The organism is Stieleria marina (assembly GCA_007741555.1).
Taxonomy (GTDB): Bacteria; Planctomycetota; Planctomycetia; order Pirellulales; family Pirellulaceae; genus K23-9.
This window is the reverse complement of the sequence record CP036526.1, coordinates 4,049,458-4,068,980: the sequence shown is the minus strand read 5'-3', so window position 1 is coordinate 4,068,980 and position 19,523 is coordinate 4,049,458. Positions and strand designations below refer to the sequence as shown.

The 19,523-nt window shown below is 54.9% G+C and carries 12 protein-coding genes; 5 read left to right on the top strand and 7 right to left on the bottom strand.

Annotation, left to right across the window (positions count from 1 at the left end; translation table 11 throughout):
• Nucleotides 1-62: 62 nt before the first annotated feature.
• Entirely contained in the window at nt 63-1,226 is a 1,164-nt protein-coding gene (locus K239x_RS14585; protein WP_145418896.1) for an AraC family transcriptional regulator, read from the bottom strand.
• 158 nt (nt 1,227-1,384) lie between these two features.
• Here K239x_RS14585 and K239x_RS14580 point away from each other — a divergent pair, with 158 nt between their 5' ends.
• The 3 genes from K239x_RS14580 to K239x_RS14570 all read left to right on the top strand — a co-directional run bounded on the left by K239x_RS14580 (nt 1,385) and on the right by K239x_RS14570 (nt 8,199).
• A complete protein-coding gene (locus K239x_RS14580) occupies nt 1,385-2,506 on the top strand; it encodes a Gfo/Idh/MocA family protein (RefSeq protein ID WP_145418894.1) in 1,122 nt (373 codons plus the stop codon).
• A 68-nt stretch (nt 2,507-2,574) separates the two neighbouring features.
• Complete coding sequence (locus K239x_RS14575; protein ID WP_419188962.1) at nt 2,575-6,936, top strand: PVC-type heme-binding CxxCH protein; 4,362 nt, start codon at nt 2,575-2,577, stop codon at nt 6,934-6,936.
• A gap of 261 nt (nt 6,937-7,197) precedes the next feature.
• The gene (locus K239x_RS14570) at nt 7,198-8,199 is read left to right on the top strand and encodes a protein-tyrosine phosphatase family protein (protein WP_145418890.1); all 1,002 of its coding nucleotides are present in this window, start codon (nt 7,198-7,200) and stop codon (nt 8,197-8,199) included.
• Nucleotides 8,200-8,315: 116 nt separating this feature from the next.
• Here the strand turns inward: K239x_RS14570 and K239x_RS14565 are convergent, their stop codons facing one another.
• The 3 genes from K239x_RS14565 to K239x_RS14555 form a co-directional block, all read right to left on the bottom strand.
• Nucleotides 8,316-9,830, bottom strand: a complete 1,515-nt coding sequence (locus K239x_RS14565) for a sulfatase (protein WP_145418888.1) — start codon at nt 9,828-9,830, stop codon at nt 8,316-8,318.
• The gene (locus tag K239x_RS14560) at nt 9,830-12,823 is read right to left on the bottom strand and encodes an exo-alpha-sialidase (protein WP_145418886.1); all 2,994 of its coding nucleotides are present in this window, start codon (nt 12,821-12,823) and stop codon (nt 9,830-9,832) included. Before K239x_RS14560 ends, K239x_RS14565 begins: the two co-directional genes overlap by 1 nt.
• 194 nt (nt 12,824-13,017) lie before the next feature.
• A complete protein-coding gene (locus K239x_RS14555) occupies nt 13,018-14,148 on the bottom strand; it encodes a type IV pilus twitching motility protein PilT (RefSeq protein WP_145418884.1) in 1,131 nt (376 codons plus the stop codon).
• 253 nt (nt 14,149-14,401) lie between these two features.
• Between K239x_RS14555 and K239x_RS14550 the strand changes: the two genes are divergently transcribed.
• Both K239x_RS14550 and K239x_RS14545 read left to right on the top strand, forming a co-directional pair.
• Nucleotides 14,402-15,424: a Gfo/Idh/MocA family protein gene (locus K239x_RS14550; protein WP_145418882.1), complete on the top strand. Its 1,023-nt coding sequence runs from the start codon at nt 14,402-14,404 to the stop codon at nt 15,422-15,424.
• Between the two features lie 176 nt (nt 15,425-15,600).
• The gene (locus K239x_RS14545) at nt 15,601-16,062 is read left to right on the top strand and encodes a hypothetical protein (protein ID WP_145418880.1); all 462 of its coding nucleotides are present in this window, start codon (nt 15,601-15,603) and stop codon (nt 16,060-16,062) included.
• A 36-nt stretch (nt 16,063-16,098) separates the two neighbouring features.
• On the opposite strand, the gene K239x_RS14540 is transcribed toward K239x_RS14545, so the two are convergent.
• The 3 genes from K239x_RS14540 to K239x_RS14530 all read right to left on the bottom strand — a co-directional run bounded on the left by K239x_RS14540 (nt 16,099) and on the right by K239x_RS14530 (nt 19,436).
• A complete protein-coding gene (locus K239x_RS14540) occupies nt 16,099-16,545 on the bottom strand; it encodes a nuclear transport factor 2 family protein (protein WP_145418878.1) in 447 nt (148 codons plus the stop codon).
• Between the two features lie 72 nt (nt 16,546-16,617).
• On the bottom strand, nt 16,618-17,199 hold the full coding sequence (locus K239x_RS14535) for an NfeD family protein (protein ID WP_145418876.1): 582 nt from the start codon (nt 17,197-17,199) through the stop codon (nt 16,618-16,620).
• The gene (locus tag K239x_RS14530) at nt 17,199-19,436 is read right to left on the bottom strand and encodes an NfeD family protein (protein ID WP_145418874.1); all 2,238 of its coding nucleotides are present in this window, start codon (nt 19,434-19,436) and stop codon (nt 17,199-17,201) included. Before K239x_RS14530 ends, K239x_RS14535 begins: the two co-directional genes overlap by 1 nt.
• Nucleotides 19,437-19,523: the final 87 nt, after the last annotated feature.

Genomic DNA, 19,523 nt, shown 5'->3' with positions numbered 1-19,523 from the left:
GGTGAATGCTGCTTTGAAACTCTTGACGTCGCCGGTGGAAACCCGAGTCGGAACGGAACCGCTTATTGCTTGCGTTCGCGGCGGTATTTTCCCGGTGGAGATCCCATGGCGCGCCGGAACACAACGCTCATGTACTCTTCGTGTTCGAACTGCGTCATTCGAGCGATCGTCTTGAGCGGCAAATCGGTGTCAACCAGCAGCGTTCGGACTCGTTCGACCCTTTGGCGAATGATCTCTTGATGGGGAGTTCTGCCTAGGTGCGTCTGGAAACGAAGTTCAAGCGCGCGGCGCGTCAGGGGAACTTGTTTCAATACATCCGTCACGTTGATTCCGTCGCAAGCATGTTCGCGAATGAATCGGATCGCCGTCGCCACATCCGTGTCTTCGATTGCCAACACATCGGTGGATTGCCGAGTCGCGACGCCTTTGGGATCAATCAAGTGGCGTTCCTGTTTGACGTTGCCCCCGTTCATCTGTAAATCCAGCAGTCGCGCCGCTTCACGTCCGGTCCGAATCGCATCAGGAATGACGCTCGATAGCGGTGGAAAACAAAGATTGCAGAGCAAGCGGTCGTTGTCCACGCCCAACACCGCCACTTCATCGGGGACTTTAATATTGGCTTCGCGGCAAACATCAAGCACTTGTTGAGCCCGGATGTCGTAGCAAGCGAACACGCCAACCGGTTTGGGCAACGAGTGAATCCATTTCAGTAGTCGCTTTTTTTCGCGGTTCCAAGAGTACTGCGGGTGACGACGCGACGTTGCCTCAAAGATGTCGGAGTGCAAATTCGGCTGCGACTGGATCTGACGCACAAACGCGTTCTGCCGCCAATGTGACCAGTTAAAGTCGGGGTCACCGCAAAAGGCCAAGTGCTTGAATCCACGCGAAACGAAGTGATCGATTGCCAGTTGCGCGATTACTTCATCGTTGGTTTCGACCCAGGGGATTCCTTCAACTCGTCGGGCCGCACTAACGTCGATCACGGGCTTGTTCAGCCGACGGACCATTCTGGCGATCTCGTCGGTTTCAATGCGGACGATCAGGCCGTCGCCTTTCCAGTTTTTTAGCCAGGACGGAGGTTTCGCGCCACGTTCTTGTTCGGGCAGGTAGATGGACCACGGATCTTGTTCGCGGGTATATGAAACGATGCCCTCCAACACGCCTCTGGCGTAAGCGTTGGATGTTTCGATCAGCAGCGCGACGCGGCGGAGCGTTTTTGAAGGCATGAGTCAAACCGAGCGAGATTGTGGCACGTAAAATAGCTCATAACAAATGTGCATTAACTCATTGTACCTCGCTGGGCCAACGATACGATTGCAAACTGAACCGTCTGCCTCTGCGGCACGACCATCCGAACCCGACACGATCTACCGAGACAAAGACAATGAGCGAGCAAAAAGTCAGAATGGCAATGGTTGGACTCGGTTTCGGTGCTGAGTTCATTCCAATTTATCAAGCCCATCCGGACGCGGAAGTTGTCGCGGTGTGTCGGCGAAACGAAGCCGAGATGAACAAGATGGCGGACCAGTTCGGAATCGCCAAACGGTACACTGATTTTGATCAAGTGCTTGCCGATCCTGATGTGGACTGTGTTCACATCAACAGCCCGATCGGCGACCATGCCTGGATGTCGCTGCAAGCATTGGATGCGGGAAAGCACGTGATGTGCACGGTGCCGATGGCGACGACGTTGGACGAATGTCGCCAGATCGTCGAAAAGGTTCAGGAGACCGGGCTTCGATACATGATGGCGGAAACGGTCGTGTACAGCCGCGAGTACTTGTTCATCAAGCAAATGTATGCCAGCGGCGAACTTGGCAAAGTCCAACACATTGCGGCGTCGCACCCGCAAGACATGGATGGCTGGCCGGCTTACTGGGAAAAAATGGTGCCGATGCATTACGCAACTCACGTGGTCAGTCCATGCTTGGGCCTGGTCGATGGGTTGGCCGAATACGTCAGTTGCTTCGGGTCAGGAACCGTCCGAGAGGACATCGCCGAAAAGTCAGGCAGCCCGTTTGCAGTGGAGACTTGTCACATCAAGATCAAAGACACTGATCTAACGGCGCATATCTGGCGAGCACTGTTTGATGTCGCGCGACAGTATCGTGAGAGCTTTGATGTGTACGGCACCAAAAAGAGTTTCGAGTGGACGCTGATCGAAAACGAACCGCACGTCATGCACACCGCCAAGAAACCGGAAAACGAGATTGCGGAAAAGGTCGACGTGCCGGATTTTTCCAACTTGTTGCCAGAGCCGATTCAGCGGTTCACACTCCCCAAAGAAATCCACGACAGCGAACATTTGTCGTTCGTCCAGGGCGGTGGTCACGGCGGTTCGCACCCGCATTTGGTTCACGAATTTGTCAGTGCGATACGCGACGACCGTGATCCGCGACCCAATGCAGTGACATCGGCCAACTGGACTTGTGTTGGCATCTGTGCTCATGAATCTGCGGTCAAAGGAGGCGAAGTCGTTCGCTTGCCGGACTTCACGCTCGGTTAAAATGTCCCGGTAGAGTCGTTGTCAGAGTATTCGCAGCCAAGGCTATTCACAAGAAGATGGCATCCTCCATGATTCGTTTCGTCGCTTTCGTCCTCCTGTTCGCATCCGCCTGCCACGGGTCTGATTTGCAAGTTCTGTATCTGGGAGATCAAGGGCACCATCAACCCAAACCTCGTTTTGATGAACTGCAGCCGGTGCTAGCCAAACGCGGCATCGCGCTGACGTACACCGATCAACTGAGCGATCTGACGGTTGCGAATCTGAATCGTTACGACGCACTGATTCTGTACGCCAACATCGACTCCATCGAATCAGAGCAGGCTGACGCGTTGTTGAAATACGTTGCCGGTGGAGGTGGTTTCGTGCCGCTGCACTGTGCGACGTACTGTTTTCGCAATCAGCCAGATTTGGTCGCTCTGATGGGGGCGCAATTCAAACGCCACGGAACCGGAGTTTTCCAAGCCGAGGTGGCCGACGTCGATCATGAATTGATTCGCGGCTACGGCGGATTCAAAAGCTGGGATGAAACGTACGTGCATCACTTGCACAACGAAAACAACCGTACGGTGCTGGAATACCGCGTCGATAGCGAAGGACGCGAACCTTGGACTTGGGTGCGAACACACGGCAGCGGTCGCGTGTTTTACACGGCGTGGGGCCACGACTCGCGAACTTGGACGAGTCCTGGATTTCAGAACTTGGTCGAACGAGGCATCCGCTGGGCCAGTGGAGATGACCCTGCCAGCGCCGGCGACTACCTGGCCGAAAAGCCGTTTCCGGTTCCCAAGATGAACGAAATGGTGACGGATTTGAAGCCGTTCCAATACGCGGAAGTCGGCAATAAGATTCCCAACTACACGCCGTCTAAAAAATGGGGTGTCCAAGGCAAACCTGCCAGTCGGATGCAATTGCCGGTCGAGCCCACCGAATCGATGAAGCACTTTGTCGTTCCCGAAGGCTTTCATGTGGAGCTGTTTGCATCGGAGCCGGACATCGTCGGCAAGCCAATCTGCATGGCTTGGGATGAACAAGGCCGACTGTGGATCGCCGAGACCTACGATTATCCCAACGAACTACAGCCTTCGGGTAAAGGGCGTGATCGAATTCGCATCTGCGAAGACACCGATGGCGATGGCCGGGCCGACAAGTTCACGGTGTTTGCGGATCAGCTGAGCATCCCGACCAGTATCGCGTTTCATCGTGGTGGCGCGATCGTTCAGCACGCCACCGAGACGTTGTATTTGAAAGACACCGACGGTGATGACAAAGCGGACGAGCGGACGGTGTTGTTTAGCAATTGGGAACTGGGGGATACGCATGGCGGCGTCAGCAATTTTCAGTACGGATTGGATAACTGGGTTTGGGCCATGCAAGGCTACAACAACTCCCAGCCGACGGTCGACGGAGAGGTTCAAGCGAGTTTTCGCATGGGTTTCTTTCGCATGCGGCCCGATGGTAGCGAGATTGAATTCATTCGGTCTACCAACAATAACACCTGGGGACTTGGCATCAGCGAAGAAGGGTTGATCTTTGGTTCAACCGCGAACGGAAATCCCAGCATCTACATGCCGATTGCTAATCGGTATTACGAAAGTGTTCGCGGCTGGGCGAGTTCGCTGACGCTGTCGTCGATTGCTGATACCAATGCGTTCGCACCGATCACCGACAAGGTTCGTCAAGTCGATCATCACGGGGGTTACACGGCCGCAGCCGGCCACGCTCTGTACACCGGGCGAGAGTACCCGCAAGAATTCTGGAACCGGATCGCTTTCGTCAATGGTCCGACCGGGCACTTAGTGGGAGCGTTTGTCTTGAACGAAACCGGAAGTGATTTCAGTTCAACCAGCCCTTTCAACTTGTTAGCCAGCGACGACGAGTGGAGTGCGCCGATCATGGCCGAAGTCGGTCCGGACGGGCACGTCTGGGTACTCGACTGGTACAACTACATCGTTCAACACAATCCGACACCCGAAGGGTTTAAAACCGGCAAGGGCCGCGCTTATGAGACCGACCTGCGCGACAAGAAACACGGCCGAATCTATCGCGTCGTCGCAGACGGCTCCACTTCCAAAACAACTCGGCTTCACGCAAACCAAAACGCAAGTGAATTGGTAGCGGCACTTTCCGATCCAACCATGTTGGTCCGCAAGCACGCCCAGCGATTGTTGGTCGAACGCGGGGATGCGGCGGTTGCTGACTTGCTTTTTGCGTTGATCAGCGACCAATCAACCGATCAAATCGGGCTCAATGTCGGTGCGATTCACGCACTGTGGACGTTACAGGGTTTGGGGCTGTTGGATGGAAATCACGAAGCAGCAAGCAAGGCGGTTTTCGATGCACTGAGTCATCCATCGGCCGGTGTTCGCCGCAATGCCGTTCAGGTCTTGCCGCCGACCAACGCATCCGTCCAAGCTCTGCTGACGTCGAAGCTGCACCGAGACGAAAACGCTCATGTGCGTCTAGCCGCCGTGCTTGCTCTGGCCGATTTGCCTTCGCACGCTAAGAGTGCTGCGGCACTGCTGGAGTTGATCGCCAGTGCCGATGACATGGCAGACCGCTGGATGCCTGATGCAATCACCAGCGCGGCAGCACACAACAGCAGTGGATTTCTGCAGTCGGTCGCCAGTGTGAAGACGGGACTCAAACAAGCCTTGCCAATCATCAGCCGGGTTGCCGAGCATCATGCTCGCGCCGACAACACTGACGGGTTGGCCGAAATGGTTGCCGGTTTTCAGAATGCTGATCCCGCCGTTCTGACAGCAGTGTTGCAAGGCGTGCAGCGAGGCTGGAAGCCAGATAGCAAAGTCATGATGACCTCGGAGATCGAAGGCCGACTTGTCAAACTGGTCGACGGGATTGATGACGACCAAAGCCCCGAATCAAAATCGTTGCTGGTGCGTCTAGCAATTGGATGGGGAAGCGAACGATTGGAGAAGCACGCGGAAAAAATTTCCGAAGGTCTGCTCGACGTGGTCAGTGACGAAGACGCGTCGGTCAAGACGCGGATTGCAGCGGCGAAACAGCTGATCGAATTCCTGCCGAATGGTGAAGCCATCGCGTTAGATGTCCTGGACGAAATCACTGCGCGGACATCGCCTGACTTGGCTGTTGGACTGTTACAGACTCTGGAGTCGAGTACGTGGGATGACATCGGATCCGAGATCGTGGATCGTTTGAGTTCGATGACGCCGGCGCTTAAGAAGACCGCGTTTTCGCAGTTGCTTAAGCGTCCCTCATCGACATTGGCGTTACTGAATGCAGCGGCTAAGGGCGATTTTTCGCTCGATGAATTGGCACTGGATCAGAAACAGGCGCTTGCGTCGCACCCCAATGCCAAGGTGAGATCGAAAGCAAAGAAGTTGCTCCAGCAAGGCGGTTCGCTACCAAGTGCCGATCGCGAAAAAGTCCTTCAGAAGTACCTTGTCAGCACTCAGCGGGACGGGGATGCAACCAAAGGTCAAGCACTCTTCAAAGAGCATTGTTCGAAGTGTCACGTGCACGGCGAAATCGGCGTCAATGTCGGTCCGAACCTCACTGGCATGGCGGTCCACCCCAAGAAGGAGCTGCTGACTCATATTCTGGATCCGAGCCGAAATGTTGAAGGAAATTTTCGCGTCTACAGTGTGCTCACGGTCGACGGTGTCGTTCTGACCGGAATGTTGGCGTCCGAATCAAAGACCGCGATCGAACTTTTTGACGCCGAAGGAAAACGGAAGAGTGTCCTGCGCGATGACATCGAACAATTGAACATGTCGACGAAGTCAATCATGCCCGAAGGTTTCGAGAGTGCGATCAAAGTGGATGCGATGACGGACTTGCTGGAATTCCTGACGACCAAGGGCCAGTACGTTCCGCTTTCGATCGATCGGATCGCCACGGCCATCAGTACCAAGGGCCTATTCAGCGATTCGGACAATGGCCCCGACCGCATGGTGTTTGCCGATTGGAAGCCGAAAATGTTCAAGGGCATTCCGTTTCAGCTAACCGATCCTGTTGGCAAAACAAAGGCGAACATCATCCTGCTACATGGCCCCCGTAGCTCGCAGTCGCAAAAGATGCCTCGGAGCGTTTCGCTGCCTTGCAATTCGCCGGCGAAAGCGATCCACTTGCTCAGTGGAGTTGGCGGTTGGAGCTTTCCATCTAGCCGTGACAAATCGGTTTCGATGATTGTTCGGCTAAACTATGCCGACGGGAAAACCGAAGATCACGAATTGAAGAACGCGATCCACTTCGCAGACTACATTCGCCGAGTCGACGTGCCCGAGAGTGAGTTTGCGTTTGCTTTAGGCGGACAGCAAGTTCGCTACCTGACGGTAAAGCCTGAGCGAAAGACGGCGATCAAGTCAATCGATTTCGTGAAAGGGAGCGACAATTCAGCTCCTATGGTCATGGCGGTCACGATTGAACCTGAACAAACAGCGGCTCACTGACATCGTTGCCGTCGCGAACGCTTTTACGCCGAGTGATATTCGGCCAATGGGGTGTTGGCGTGGTGAAGTCATGCTTGCGTACGAAAGTACGCAGATGGAAAGTGGTGTTCGCATTTGAGAACTGGAACTGGCCGTAACTCTCGGCGGCGTACTCCTTTTTGTTTTTTTTCGTTCGCAGTTGTCTTCTCACCGTTGGCAATCGTTTCACTCCTAGCGGAAAATGTCGGTTCTTGAATCGACCTGTTTTGCGCCGGTACCGTGATGCCAACTGTCAACGCTGTGAGCTGCCTGCTTTGTTTCGCCTTTCTGGTGACGGTCGGCGATACTTCCGCAGCTCCGCCAACAGGGAAGCGAAAACCCGATGCCAGCGTCAGCACAGCACAGCCGGCCAGCTATCCTCGGAAACTGAGCTCGCCTCACCTAACCAATCCCATTCAGCTTCACGCTCGTGTCATTTCGGGCGGCGTTCCCGAAGGCGACGCGGCGTTCAGGGAGCTGGCCAAGCTGGGCGTCAAGACAATCATTACCGTCGACGGAGCAAAACCTGATACGGAGACTGCTCTGCGGCATGGGCTTCGGTACGTTCACCTTCCCCACGGTTACGATGGGATTTCGGAAGCAAGGCGTACGCAGCTTGCCAAAGCAGTGCGAGACCTCGACGGTCCGTTTTACTTTCATTGCCACCACGGCAAACACCGCAGTCCGGCCGCAGCGAGTGTGGCATGTGTTGGTGCTGGTCTGATGCCGCCCTCGAATGCTGCGTCGGTGTTGGCACTGGCCGGCACCAGCCAAAACTATCGGGGGCTTCATCAGTCGGCCGCGACGGCAGTTCCGTTGGCAAGTGAGGTACTGGAAAACTTGGAAGTTGAGTTCGTCTCGGTTGCGACAGTCGACGCGTTGGCTGAAGCGATGGTGGAAGTTCAACGCTCCTACGATCATCTCCAGACGATCGCCGCGGCAGACTGGCGATCGCCAGAGTCGCATCCGGATTTGGATCCCGCTCATCAAGCTCTGCTGTTGCAAGAACACTTCCGCGAACTTTTGCGGGATAACGTGGTGCAGAAATGGCCCGAAGCGGTAATGCAAATGCTGACTGAATCCGCGGCAGACGCTCGGAGGCTGGAGACAAGGCTACGCGAGTGGCATCCCAAGGACCGATCCGAGTCACCGCCGTCCGTGCTGAGCCAGATCGCAAAACGCATCGAAGCGAATTGCCAAAACTGCCATCAGCGATTTCGAGACACACCTTTGTCAGAGAAGTAGACACTGCGTTTGTGTTTGATAAGGCAGTCGGCTTGGTTCGTCTAACCGTATTGCTTTTGGCTCCGTGCATTCGCCGGACAGTTTGCGGCCACGGTCCCGATTGCAAGACGCATTTGCTAATCGCCGCTTGCTTGAGAAGTCAGAAGCCTTTGCAGTCGGTTCACGGTGTCGGCGTGTTCGGAGAGTGATGCCAGATTGGCTTCTTCGTGCGGATCGGTTTGGTGGTCATAGAGCTCGCGAGCGATCATCTTGCCGTTATCGATGGAAGTCCACTGAGTAAATCGCCAACGCGCGGTCCGCACCGATCGCCCCCAAGCTTTCCAGTTTTCTGGCTTTCCGTAAAACGGCTGTTGGTGCTGGGTGTACGCAGCGGACTTCACGGATTTGCCCGGATCGATCAAAACGGACGCCAGGCTTTCGCCTTCCAAATTCGCCGCGAGTGAGGATTGCGTGTTTGTCAGTTCTGCGAGCGTGGGATAGATGTCGATCAATTCAGCTAACGAATCGCTGCTTTGTCCGGCAGTTTGTTCCTTAGTGGGATCCACCATGATGAGCGGAACTCGGGCATCGAGTTCGAAGTTCGACGTTTTGCCCCACAGTGATTTTTGTCCGACGTGAAAACCGTGGTCCGAAAGGAAGACGATGATTGTGTTTTGATCGTGACCAGATGATCGCAAGGCTGTCAGAATCTTGCCTAGCTGTGAGTCCAGAAAACTGATCGAAGCGTAGTAGCCGTGACGGTAATGTCGGATCTCTGACTGAGTAAATGGTCTGTCCTTTGGCACCAGCCCGTAGCCCTTGATCTCTCGCGATGAGTGCAACGCAATTGCGGGTGCGTTGGCTGGCACTGCACTTGGGTAAGGTAGAGAAATCTGATCGGGATCATACAGGTCCCAGTACTTTTTTGGCGCCACGAACGGCAAATGAGGACGCCAAAAACCCACCGCCAAAAAGAACGGTGCGTTGGCATCATAGTCGTTGATCATCTGCACAGCGGCTTCGGCAATTTGACCGTCTCGGTACAAGTTGTCCCGAATCGGCAGTTGTTCCGTCACCGGAGCCTTGTACGGGCGTTTTTGCCCGGGAACCGCCGACAACGCAAAGTGAGTGTCAGTGGCATGAGTGCCTTTGTGCAGAATTTCGGGGACGGACCACGAAATAGGATCGTGAGTCGTGTCGCCCATGTTGTGAAAAATCTTGCCGATGTTTTGACAAAAATAGCCGGCGTTCTTGAAGTGCTGCGGAAGCGTGATCAGGTTCTCACCATTGGGTGCAGTTGATCGAAAACCTTTCCGCAGATCGTCGACGCCAACCGTGTCTGGACGCAAGCCGGTTAGAAACGAAGATCGCGATGGATTGCAAACCGCTTGTTGGCAATACGCTCGGCGAAACGTCACACCCTGTTCTGCTAACTGCTGCAAATTCGGCGTGACAGCAACCGGATCACCGTACGGACTGATGGCACAATTTAGATCATCGGCAACGATCAGCAGCACGTTGGGCGGCTTTCCCTCGGCGGCCGCGCCTGCGGTCGGGCAAACGCCAACGCTGATGCACGCACCAAAGCAAGCGACCAGTGCAGGCCAGACTTTGGTTGCACTGCGTGATCGAAAGCAGTTCCAAGCGGACATCACCAGCTCTCCAGCGACAGAGTGTCACCCGCTTCGATTTTTGCGGGATCGACGATGACGTGCTTAATCCGTTGTCGTTTCCAAGTGTACGACAGGTGCACGAGTCCGTCGGCGGACTGGACGATCGCTGGATAGCTAAATTCGCTCTTCTCTTCCTGTTCCAAAACGGCGACCTTTTGCCAATCAATGCCGTCAGTGGAAATTGCCAAATTCAACATTCCTCGGCGCCCCCAGCCCGATTTCCCGCTTCCCAAGTGGTTGTAGATCATCAGGTGCCGACCGTCCGACAACGTAGCGACGTCGATACCCGAATTCGGATTGGGAAGATTGGTCGTGGTCAGTTCGGACCACGTCTTGCCTTCGTCGATCGATGACGTGCTGGCGATCACGCCTTCTTTGGTCCGGCACAGTGCTTGAAGCCGTCCGTCGTCGTGAGTCAAGATCGTCGGCTGTATCGCGTTGAAAGTCTTGCCGTCATTGATGGCTTTGGTGCGTTTCCATTTGCCGTCCACGATTCCGTTTTGTAGTCCGACGTGTTCAAAGTGGACTCGCCAACCGTCATACTCCGTCGACGATCCGCAAAGCAATGTTTTTCCATCGGCAAGCAAGATCGGTTTGCAGCGGACTGGTCCATCGATCGTTTCGGGCAACCGTTGTCGATCGCGGAAAGTACGACCACGATCGTAGCTTACCATCATCTCGCCCCACCATTCGCTCGGTGACGGTCCGACTTTAAAAAACAAAATCGTCGGAGCATCTCCCGGCGGCTGGTACAAAACGGGGTTCCAGCATGGATGTCGTAGGCCATCGTGCTGAACACCATTTGCCCACTCCTTGGGATTGCTCCACTTTGTGCCGTCGTGGTAGCTGACCCAAATGCCAACGTCCTTGGCTTTTTCTTTTGTTCCGCCAAACCAAGTCGCGACCAGACCACGTGAAGTCTCGCAGATCGACGAAGCGTGACACTGCGGGAACTTTGCTTTTGTAAACACAAAGTCATCGCTCACCCATCCGGGAAACTTGGTCTGTGAAGCTTCGCCAGGGATTTGCGGCTCGATCTGATCGTCCGCATAAGCAATGCAGTCGTCGTGTTTGATGTGGTACAGACGGCCATTCTCGCTGCCCACCAACAAGTCCGGTTTTCCGTCGCGGTCGAAATCGCAGACCGCTGGGCTGGACGTGTGTCCGGCCACGTTACGGCGAGCCAGATTGCCGACGCGTTTCAATAAGTGTTTTCCGTCGATGTCGTGGCAGTTGCGATACCAAGTTGCGTTTTCGGAGTTGACCAAAACATCCAACCGACCGTCGCCATCCCAATCGACGACCTCGATTTTCATTCGACCGGATCCACCGCATGATCGGCGATTCAGCTGGATCGCATCGCCATGTTCGTCGACGAAAATCCGCTCTGCCGCCATTCCTTTGCGACGTAGCGTCAAGAAACCTTCCTGATCCAGCATGACCAAGTCCAGTTCACCGTCGGTGTCAAAATCTACGGCCACTGGGGTGGTTCGCCACTGGGTAATGGATTCGCCGGATTTGGTTTGCCACCAGCACCATTTTGGCGGCGACTCGGCGGCCGCAGCGTCAGGCTCAGAACCGGACAACGTCGCTTCTACGACGTGTCCGTCTACGTTGTGCAGAAGTTCAACACGTGACCAGATGGAGTTGTACAGGATGTCTTGGTCGCCATCATTGTCCCAGTCGGCAGTGCTAAGCGTCGTGTAGCCCCACTTCGCTTCGCAGGGACCTTGGATCGAACCGTCTGGACCCGCCAAGACGCGGAAGGGTTTACCGGATGGGGCTTCGAGCAACTTAGGTGCGTCCCATTTTGGCAATCCGCCTTCGTGGTCGCCCAAGTTTTGGAACCATCCAATCGAACCGGCCGTGTTGCCGCAGACGATGTCTTCGTCACCATCGCCGTCCCAGTCGCAGGTTGTGGGCGTCGCCAAAGCACCGAATTTCAGCGTGTCGGCTTGTTGTTGAAAATACACCGGGGCAGCAAACACGGGCCCAAAATCGTTCTGTTTACCAGTGTGTTCCACCAAGGCCACGCGACCGTCTTCGTCGCCGACGATCAAATCTTGGTCGCCATCTCCGTCCCAGTCAAAGGCCGTCGGCGTGATCATTTGTAGGTGCATGACGAGCGGATCTCCGTCCGCAGTCGTCAGTTTTCGTCCGGCTGCATAGACCGGCTCTTTACGTGTTCCTGTGTTGGCAAAATACGTGAAACCGTCCATGAATTCGCCACACAGCAAATCCAAATCCCCATCACCATCGAAGTCCGCGAAATTCGGCGACGGCCAACCGTAAACATCGATGTCGCCGCCGGCGGCCTGCAATCGTTTTGGCTGCGCTGAATACTTAGGCGATGCGTCGTTGTTGGTGTTCGTGATCAAATAGACATAGCCGTGCAGCGGACCGTTTCGCCAATTGCCATGGTTGTCATAGGCGTGGTCCCACCCGTAGTCCGTCCAGTCGCCAGCACCGACGATCAGGTCTTGGTCACCGTCACCATCAAAATCGACGTAACGCCACATGTTTCCACGCGTCGCATTCTGGTGAACGTTGGTCTTGGGATAGATCTTTTTGGGTTTATCAAAATTGAACACGCCCGATCCGTCACGAGGGAATTCGTAGCCGGGTTTCAAAATACGAGGCTGGCCGTCGACGTAGCTGACTTGGAAATTGTGCGTCGTTTTGCCTAGCCGAACGCCCGGTTTAAACACAGGTTGTTTCAAGCTGGGATCTTGTGACGGATTTTCAAAGAAGTAAACGCCATTGGACGGTTTGTCAGGGCAAGCGACTAATAAATCGACGTCACCGTCGTTGTCGTAGTCCATCGGCATCGGCCAAGCCCAGAGCCCCACGCCGAGGTCGACGGTTAAGTCAGGCGAATTGTATTGGAGAGGTTGCAGTTTCCAGTCGTCGGCTGACAAAGGGAGCGCAGAAAGGTTGATCAGAATCAGACCAATAAGGATCTTGGAAGGCATGGCGACCAGAAAGGAACGAGGTGGGAAGGTGGGGGGGGGAGGGATGGCTGCCCGATTCGCGGCAAGTGGGGCGTAGCAAGTTGGTGCTGGGCAAGTGCGAACCTGCAGCGGCGAATCGAGCCTGAGATTATAGCTTGCCCGCGCGACCGAAGTGTTGCCTGAACATTTGGTCGCAGCGGCATGCAACTGAATCCCTAATTTAGACTTCGCCGGTCCGATACGAACTGTTCCGCGGTTTCGCGACTGATGCGGTTCTCCTGCAGCAGCGATCGGATCGAATCGTCCAACAAATACATGCCATCCGCTTTGCTGGTCTGAATACAATTGTCAATTGATTCGACCTTACCTTGTCGAATGGCAGCGGCGATCGCGGTCGTATTGAACAGGACTTCCAGGGCCAATTCGCGTTTTTGGTCTGGCAGACTACTAGGCAATAAGTGCTGGCTGATCACCGCTCGCAAACTGAGCGCGAGCTGGGACCGAACTTCGGACTGACTGCTTTGTGAGAACAAATCCGAAAACCGACTGATCGCTCCTTTCGCGTCTCGTGTATGCAGCGTTGCAAAAATAAGATGCCCGGTTTCCGAGGCACTGAGAGCAATTTGTGCTGTTTCGCGATCGCGAATTTCACCCACCAAAATGATGTCAGGGTCTTGCCGCAATCCGAATTTCAGTCCATCGGCAAACGAATCGACATCATGACCGACTTCACGCTGCGTCACCAAGGATCCATGCGTGTGATCAAACACGTATTCGATCGGTTCTTCGATCGTGATGATTCGTCGACCTCCTGCTTCGACCAATCGGCGGATCATCATTGCGAGCGAAGTTGATTTGCCGGATCCGGTGATCCCCGTAAAAAGAATCAGTCCGTTACGGAATCTGGTCAAAGTATCCGCTAGTTCAGGCGGAAAACCTGCCCAGTAGACATCGGGAATTTCATTGGGAATGACGCGAAAACATCCGCCGATCTGACTGCCGGCTAAAAAATAGTTGGCACGAAAACGCTGCGCTTTGCAAGAACCATCGCTGTCAATGCAGCGATCAATCGAGCTTTGGACCTCCGCGGTCGTGCGATCGATCACCGGTGCGAAATCCAAGTTTTTGGCGGTTCGGAACTGTTGGGTTTGCTCCTCGTCACACAGTGATTCGAGCAGCGTCTGAGCGGTGGGGCCATCAAGCATTTCGTCCGAAAGAGGCTGAAGTTTGCCGTGAACACGCACCGTCGGAGGAAAACCAGCGACGACGTGTAGATCGGACGCGCCCAAATCGGTTGCCCGCAATAGCCAGTCAACGATTCGCTTGTCGGCTGACATTTTGTTCATGGTTTGATTCGCAATGACTTGGAGGTGCAACTGATGGATGGATCTGAATGACGGTTCAATTTTATCGCGAGGTGGGCAGGCCGATTTCTGTGTCGGACGCGGAGTTCGGGTATACGAAGAACTTTTCTCTTTCGGTATGCCGAAGTGCTGCTTGCTGACGTCAGCGTATTGTAAATGAACAACACGCCGGCCCTTCTGTTAGATTGATAGGCCAAACCGTAACCAAATGACATTAGTTAGCGGAGACCCTTCGATGCGATTCACACTTTTGCTTATCGTCCTTTGCACGTCGCCTTGTTGGGCGGCCGATGATGTGAATCCGGGGGATTCCGATACACTGCGAATCGGGGTGATCGGTTTGGATACATCGCATGTAACGGCGTTCACCAAGGCGTTTAACACAAAACCGACTGCACCCGAAATGCAGAACTGCCGCGTTGTGGCAGCGTATCCGTACGGCAGCCGGGATATTGAATCCAGCTCGAGTCGGATCCCCAGGTACACCGAAGCAATGAAAACGCTGGGAGTCGAGATATGCGATTCCATCGATGCGTTGCTCGGCAAAGTCGATTGTGTGTTGTTGGAAACCAACGACGGAAAAATGCACTTGGACCAGGCGATGCTGGTTTTCAAGGCCGGTAAGCCTGTGTTTATTGATAAGCCAGCGGGAGCCAAACTAAGCGAAGTGGTCGCGATTTTTCGGGCAGCAGACAATTACAAAGTCCCGATGTTTAGCTCGTCGTCGCTGCGATACGGAACCGCAGTTGGGTCGATTCGCAACGGCCAAATTGGCGACGTCCTAGGAGCGAGCACGCACAGTCCTTGTTCACTGGAACCGTCGCACAGTCGGCTGTACTGGTATGGGATCCATGGCGTCGAACTGTTGTTTACGAGTTTGGGATCGGGGTGCGAATCGGTTTCGATGACAACGTCGGAAGGGACGGATTTAGCAGTCGGTCACTGGAGCGGTGGGCGTATCGGTACCTTTCGTGGGATCCGAATTGGCAAAGCCAGCTACGGTGGGATCGCGTATGGATCCAAGGGCATTGCTGATTTGGGCAAGTACGATGGATACAAACCGCTCGTGGTTGAAATCGCAAAGTTCTTTCGTACGGGCAAAGCGCCAATCGATCCGAAGGAGACGTTGAACTTGTACGCGTTCATGGCCGCGGCGGAATTGAGCGCACAGAACGGAGGCGAGGTCGTCCAAATCGCGGACGTGATGAAAGCCGCTGAGCAAGAAGCTGACGGATTGTTGTCCGCAATTGCCAAGTAAACGATTCGTTGGCGTTTTACCTGGTTCGTTCCTAACGCCGCGCTCGGGGCAAGACGTTGACGCAGATGTCCGAGTGGATCACAAATGGCTAGTCGATCAGAAGGTCAGATAGCTGAACGACGCTCTGCTCTGCTGGGCCGCCGCTTCACCGAGTCGGTTTCTGTTACGCAATATATGTGGGTGCACGTGTGATTTGGAAAGTCCTGACTGTTCTGTTCGCCGTGAGTACTTTGGTGCTGGCAGCGCGGATTTATGCTGTCCCCCGTGCAACCGACGCGCGTCTGATCGGAACTTGGGTGTCGGACAAAGAGCGTACGATGGAGGGTCTGGGCCCGCAGGTGACAGACGAGCAGCGAGAAGTGCTGAATGACGTCTTTGGAAAACTAAAGATCACGTATAACGCGCACGAATATGTTTACGAAATGGATGGCGAATCCAGTTCCGTGCCCTATTCCGTCATCGGATCTGACGACTATTCGTTGGTGATCCAGGACCACAGTCCTCCCATCCCTGAGATGGAGATGCTGAATATGTCGTCGTTCACCAAGATCTACTTCGAGGGCCCCGATGTCTACTATGTGGATACCGAACTAAGCAGTTACACCGAATATTTCAAGCGATTGTCCGGCGACCGCTAGCCGTGTGTTGGTTTGCCAAGGGGGGCGTGAACCTGTCTACCCGAAACGTTCCCGGAGCAATTCGACATCCAAGACGCCTAGCTTTGCGTACAAACCGGTGTAGTCGATGACGTTGTGGCAACGATAAATCAATCCGTCTCTCATGCGACCAAAACTGCTAACTTCAAACGCGACGTCAACATCGCTGTCCAAGTGATGAGCTTCGATGTCGATGAACCCAGCAAACCGGTCACCGCGCACGATGAGCGACGCGACTTTCGCACTGACGTGTTGCATGCGTGCGCAAATGGTGCTGTGTGCAACGCGGACTTGAGCGACGCCTTCCAGTACACCGGGCGTCATGCCAGTCACGAGGCACTCAGGATGAAAATGGTCATCGACGTCGAAACTGGCGTTGGATTCCCACGCGTCTTTCACCCAACGCTTCAGGATCGCGTAGTGAATCTGCTCGGTGGCCGACAGAGGCGGATCGTCAAACGGCATGGGAAAGCTGCGAAACAAAGTTTGGCATTGAAGGCTAAACGCTAGACTTCAAGAATAGTGCAGTGTGACAGATCAATCGAGGGACTCAAGGTCGAAAGATTCGAGCACTTCGGGCGAACCTGTTTCGCCACCCACCGCTTCTGGTGGTTGCTGCTGCTCCGAAGGATTGGCGATTCGTACTTGAATTTTTCGTGACACAATGTTGGTCACGATCACGTTTGCCCCGGAATCAATTGGCATTCCGATACTGACGGCATCCAGTTTTTGTCCGTCAATCAATACTCGACCACTAGGGAGTAAATCGGACATGGCAACTCCGACGCGGCCCACCAGTTCGCTGAGCGGCGTACCATCATCAAGCGTGGGGAACTGACGACTGAAGCGTTGGCCGGGTTTGCGATTCAAAATGCGCCGACCGATTGGCGTATGCGGCCACATGCGGATCATGAAATACAGAATCAGCGGCGTTGATACGACAACGACTCCTGACACAACGACTCCGGCCATCAAGCTGTGCCCGAACGCGCTCAAGATTGCGACGATCGCAGCGACAAATGCTGCGGCGCCGATCAAGCCGGCGCTGGGCACGAAAAATTCGGCGACCAGACAGACAAAAAACAGGGCTAAGAAGCCGATGCTGTAATAAAGAGCCATCAGCTGCCAACCGCTTCCACGACGACGCGATTGCCGTGTATCTGAGTGACTCGAATCGAATCACCTTTGCTAATCGCCGATCCGTCGCTAACAACGGCAACGATTTCGTCGCCAAAACGAGCCTTACCTGACGGCAATAGTGGCGTCGTGGCCGTGCCCGTTTGACCCTGTAGGTGCGAAAAATCCGCCAATCGTTCGGCTTGTTCAACCATCGCGACGTCTCCGGTGTCCATCACCAAGCCTTTGAAAAGCGGTACGTGCGGAAACAACATCCGCATCAGAATGAATCCGCCGATCAATCCAAACGCCCCGCCGAGTGCAATCCATAGACCTCGGGTGAGCACTTCGATCTGATACGTATTCTTGGGAATCACGAACGTCTGGCTCATCAAAACCAATCCCAAGATCGTCATTGCCAAGCCACCGACGCCGAACACCCCAAACCCTGGCAGCACAAAAATCTCGATGCCGATGCAAATCAATCCGATCGCAAACAGCACCAATTCCAGCCACTCGGCGGTGCCAGCCAAGAATTTGATCCAAAAGTACAGGGCAAAGCAGACCATCGAAATGAAACCGGGCACGCTCAGCCCCGGTGCGTTGGCTTCGGCCGACAACGTGACAAAGCCGACGAAAAGCAACAAGAATGCCAGGGCCTGCGATCTCCCCAACTGTTCCACAAACCGAACAAATCCGCGGTCCGAAACGGGTTTGGGCGGTTCCTTTAACCCAAGTCGTCGGGACGTGTCTTCCAGCGATGGTGATTCGCCGTCGATCAGTCCAAGCTCGAGTGCTTTGCGAGCGTCCAGGCCTGCGGCCAATTCAACTTGATCGCCTCGTTGCCATCGTTCACGTTCCGCGTCCTGATCTTCCGCGTCGCGGACCAGATCTTCCTCGGTCGCAAAACGAACTCGCCCGGTTTTCTTGTTCGTGTATCGGTAGACGACCAGATCTCGATGCAGCAAACCGCGAATCAATGCGGGGGAACGTTTGGTGTTGCGTGCAATCTGTTCGATCAATTCTTCGTATCGATCTAAGTCGTCTTGCGTGACCACGTCGCTACCGGGGCCACCCAACGTTGAATCGGGCGTCATGTACAGCGGCTGACAAGCCAGTGCGATCAGCGCGGCATCGCCTCGAGCTTCGCCTTGGATCAAACCAGCGGCATCGCGAAGCGGAGGTTCCGGCTGAGAAAACAAACCGGCTAGTGTGGCGCTCTGATCCAAGTCGCCGCCGCCCGAATCGATCGTAATCACCCAAGTGTTGACATAGCCGCTATCCAACGTCGCACTGAGATTACTTTGCCATCGACGGACACGGCCCGAAGATATCGATCCGGCGATTTCAAGTAGTGCACCGTTTGCTTCGCCGTCTAATCGATTTTTTTCGACCGGATTGATCGCTGCCAAGTCCAGCAGTTCGGCGGTCTGCTCCATCGAATCCACGATGCCAGCTGAGATCCTGGCTTTGCGCAACTGCTTGGCGTCCAATCGTAACGGTACACCAGCGGCCGCCCAGACTTCTTCGCTGAGCACCTTGCCGTCCTCGCGAAATTTTTTTAGATCGTCTCCCACGGCAAACGTCTCGCCGCCGCCTACTTTCGCGACCTGTGCCAGTTCGACGCCGGGATCGACAATCGCGGTGACGATCGGCAGCGGAAACAAACCGCGTTTGGCTGCCACAGCGTTGTAACTGATCGTGATGGTTTCGTCGGCGGATGATTCGCCAGCTGATGCGTCACCGATGACTCCACGCGGCCCCATCACGATTGCGTCGGATGCGAGAATCGGCAGCGTCGAATGTCCGACGACGGGACCGTTGACGAGCGAGACCGCGCGAATACTGCGAAGTTCTGGCGAAGTAATCGCGCGGGCCACCTTCAGCGCGTCTTCGAACTGAGTGCCCGTTCCCGCGTCTTGTTCGGTTTCGTAACGAAGCACGACCGTGACGCGTTTGCCAGCCGGCGCGGTTTCTGCCAATCGGGTTAACTGTGTCAGCAGACGGGCGGTCGAATCGGCATCCAAGGGAATTGGCACATCGATTAAGTAGCCGTTTTTGACATCGTTGCCTGCGGCTGGAAGATCGGTAGCATCGGTTGGCGTGCCCCGGTCGGTTCCGCCGTCTTGCGCCGAGCTGGTCACGATACAGCCAAGCAACAGTGTGAGCATCGCAAACGCGCAAAAGGAGCCGCGGCGAAACGATGGCGTAGCGGGGCGATGCATCAAGTAATTGGTCACGTTTATCAAGAGTAAGTTGGGTTGGCGAGGCAATCTGGCTGCTGACGAAGCGATCTTCGGTGGGAGAACGAGAGGTTCGCCAAGAGA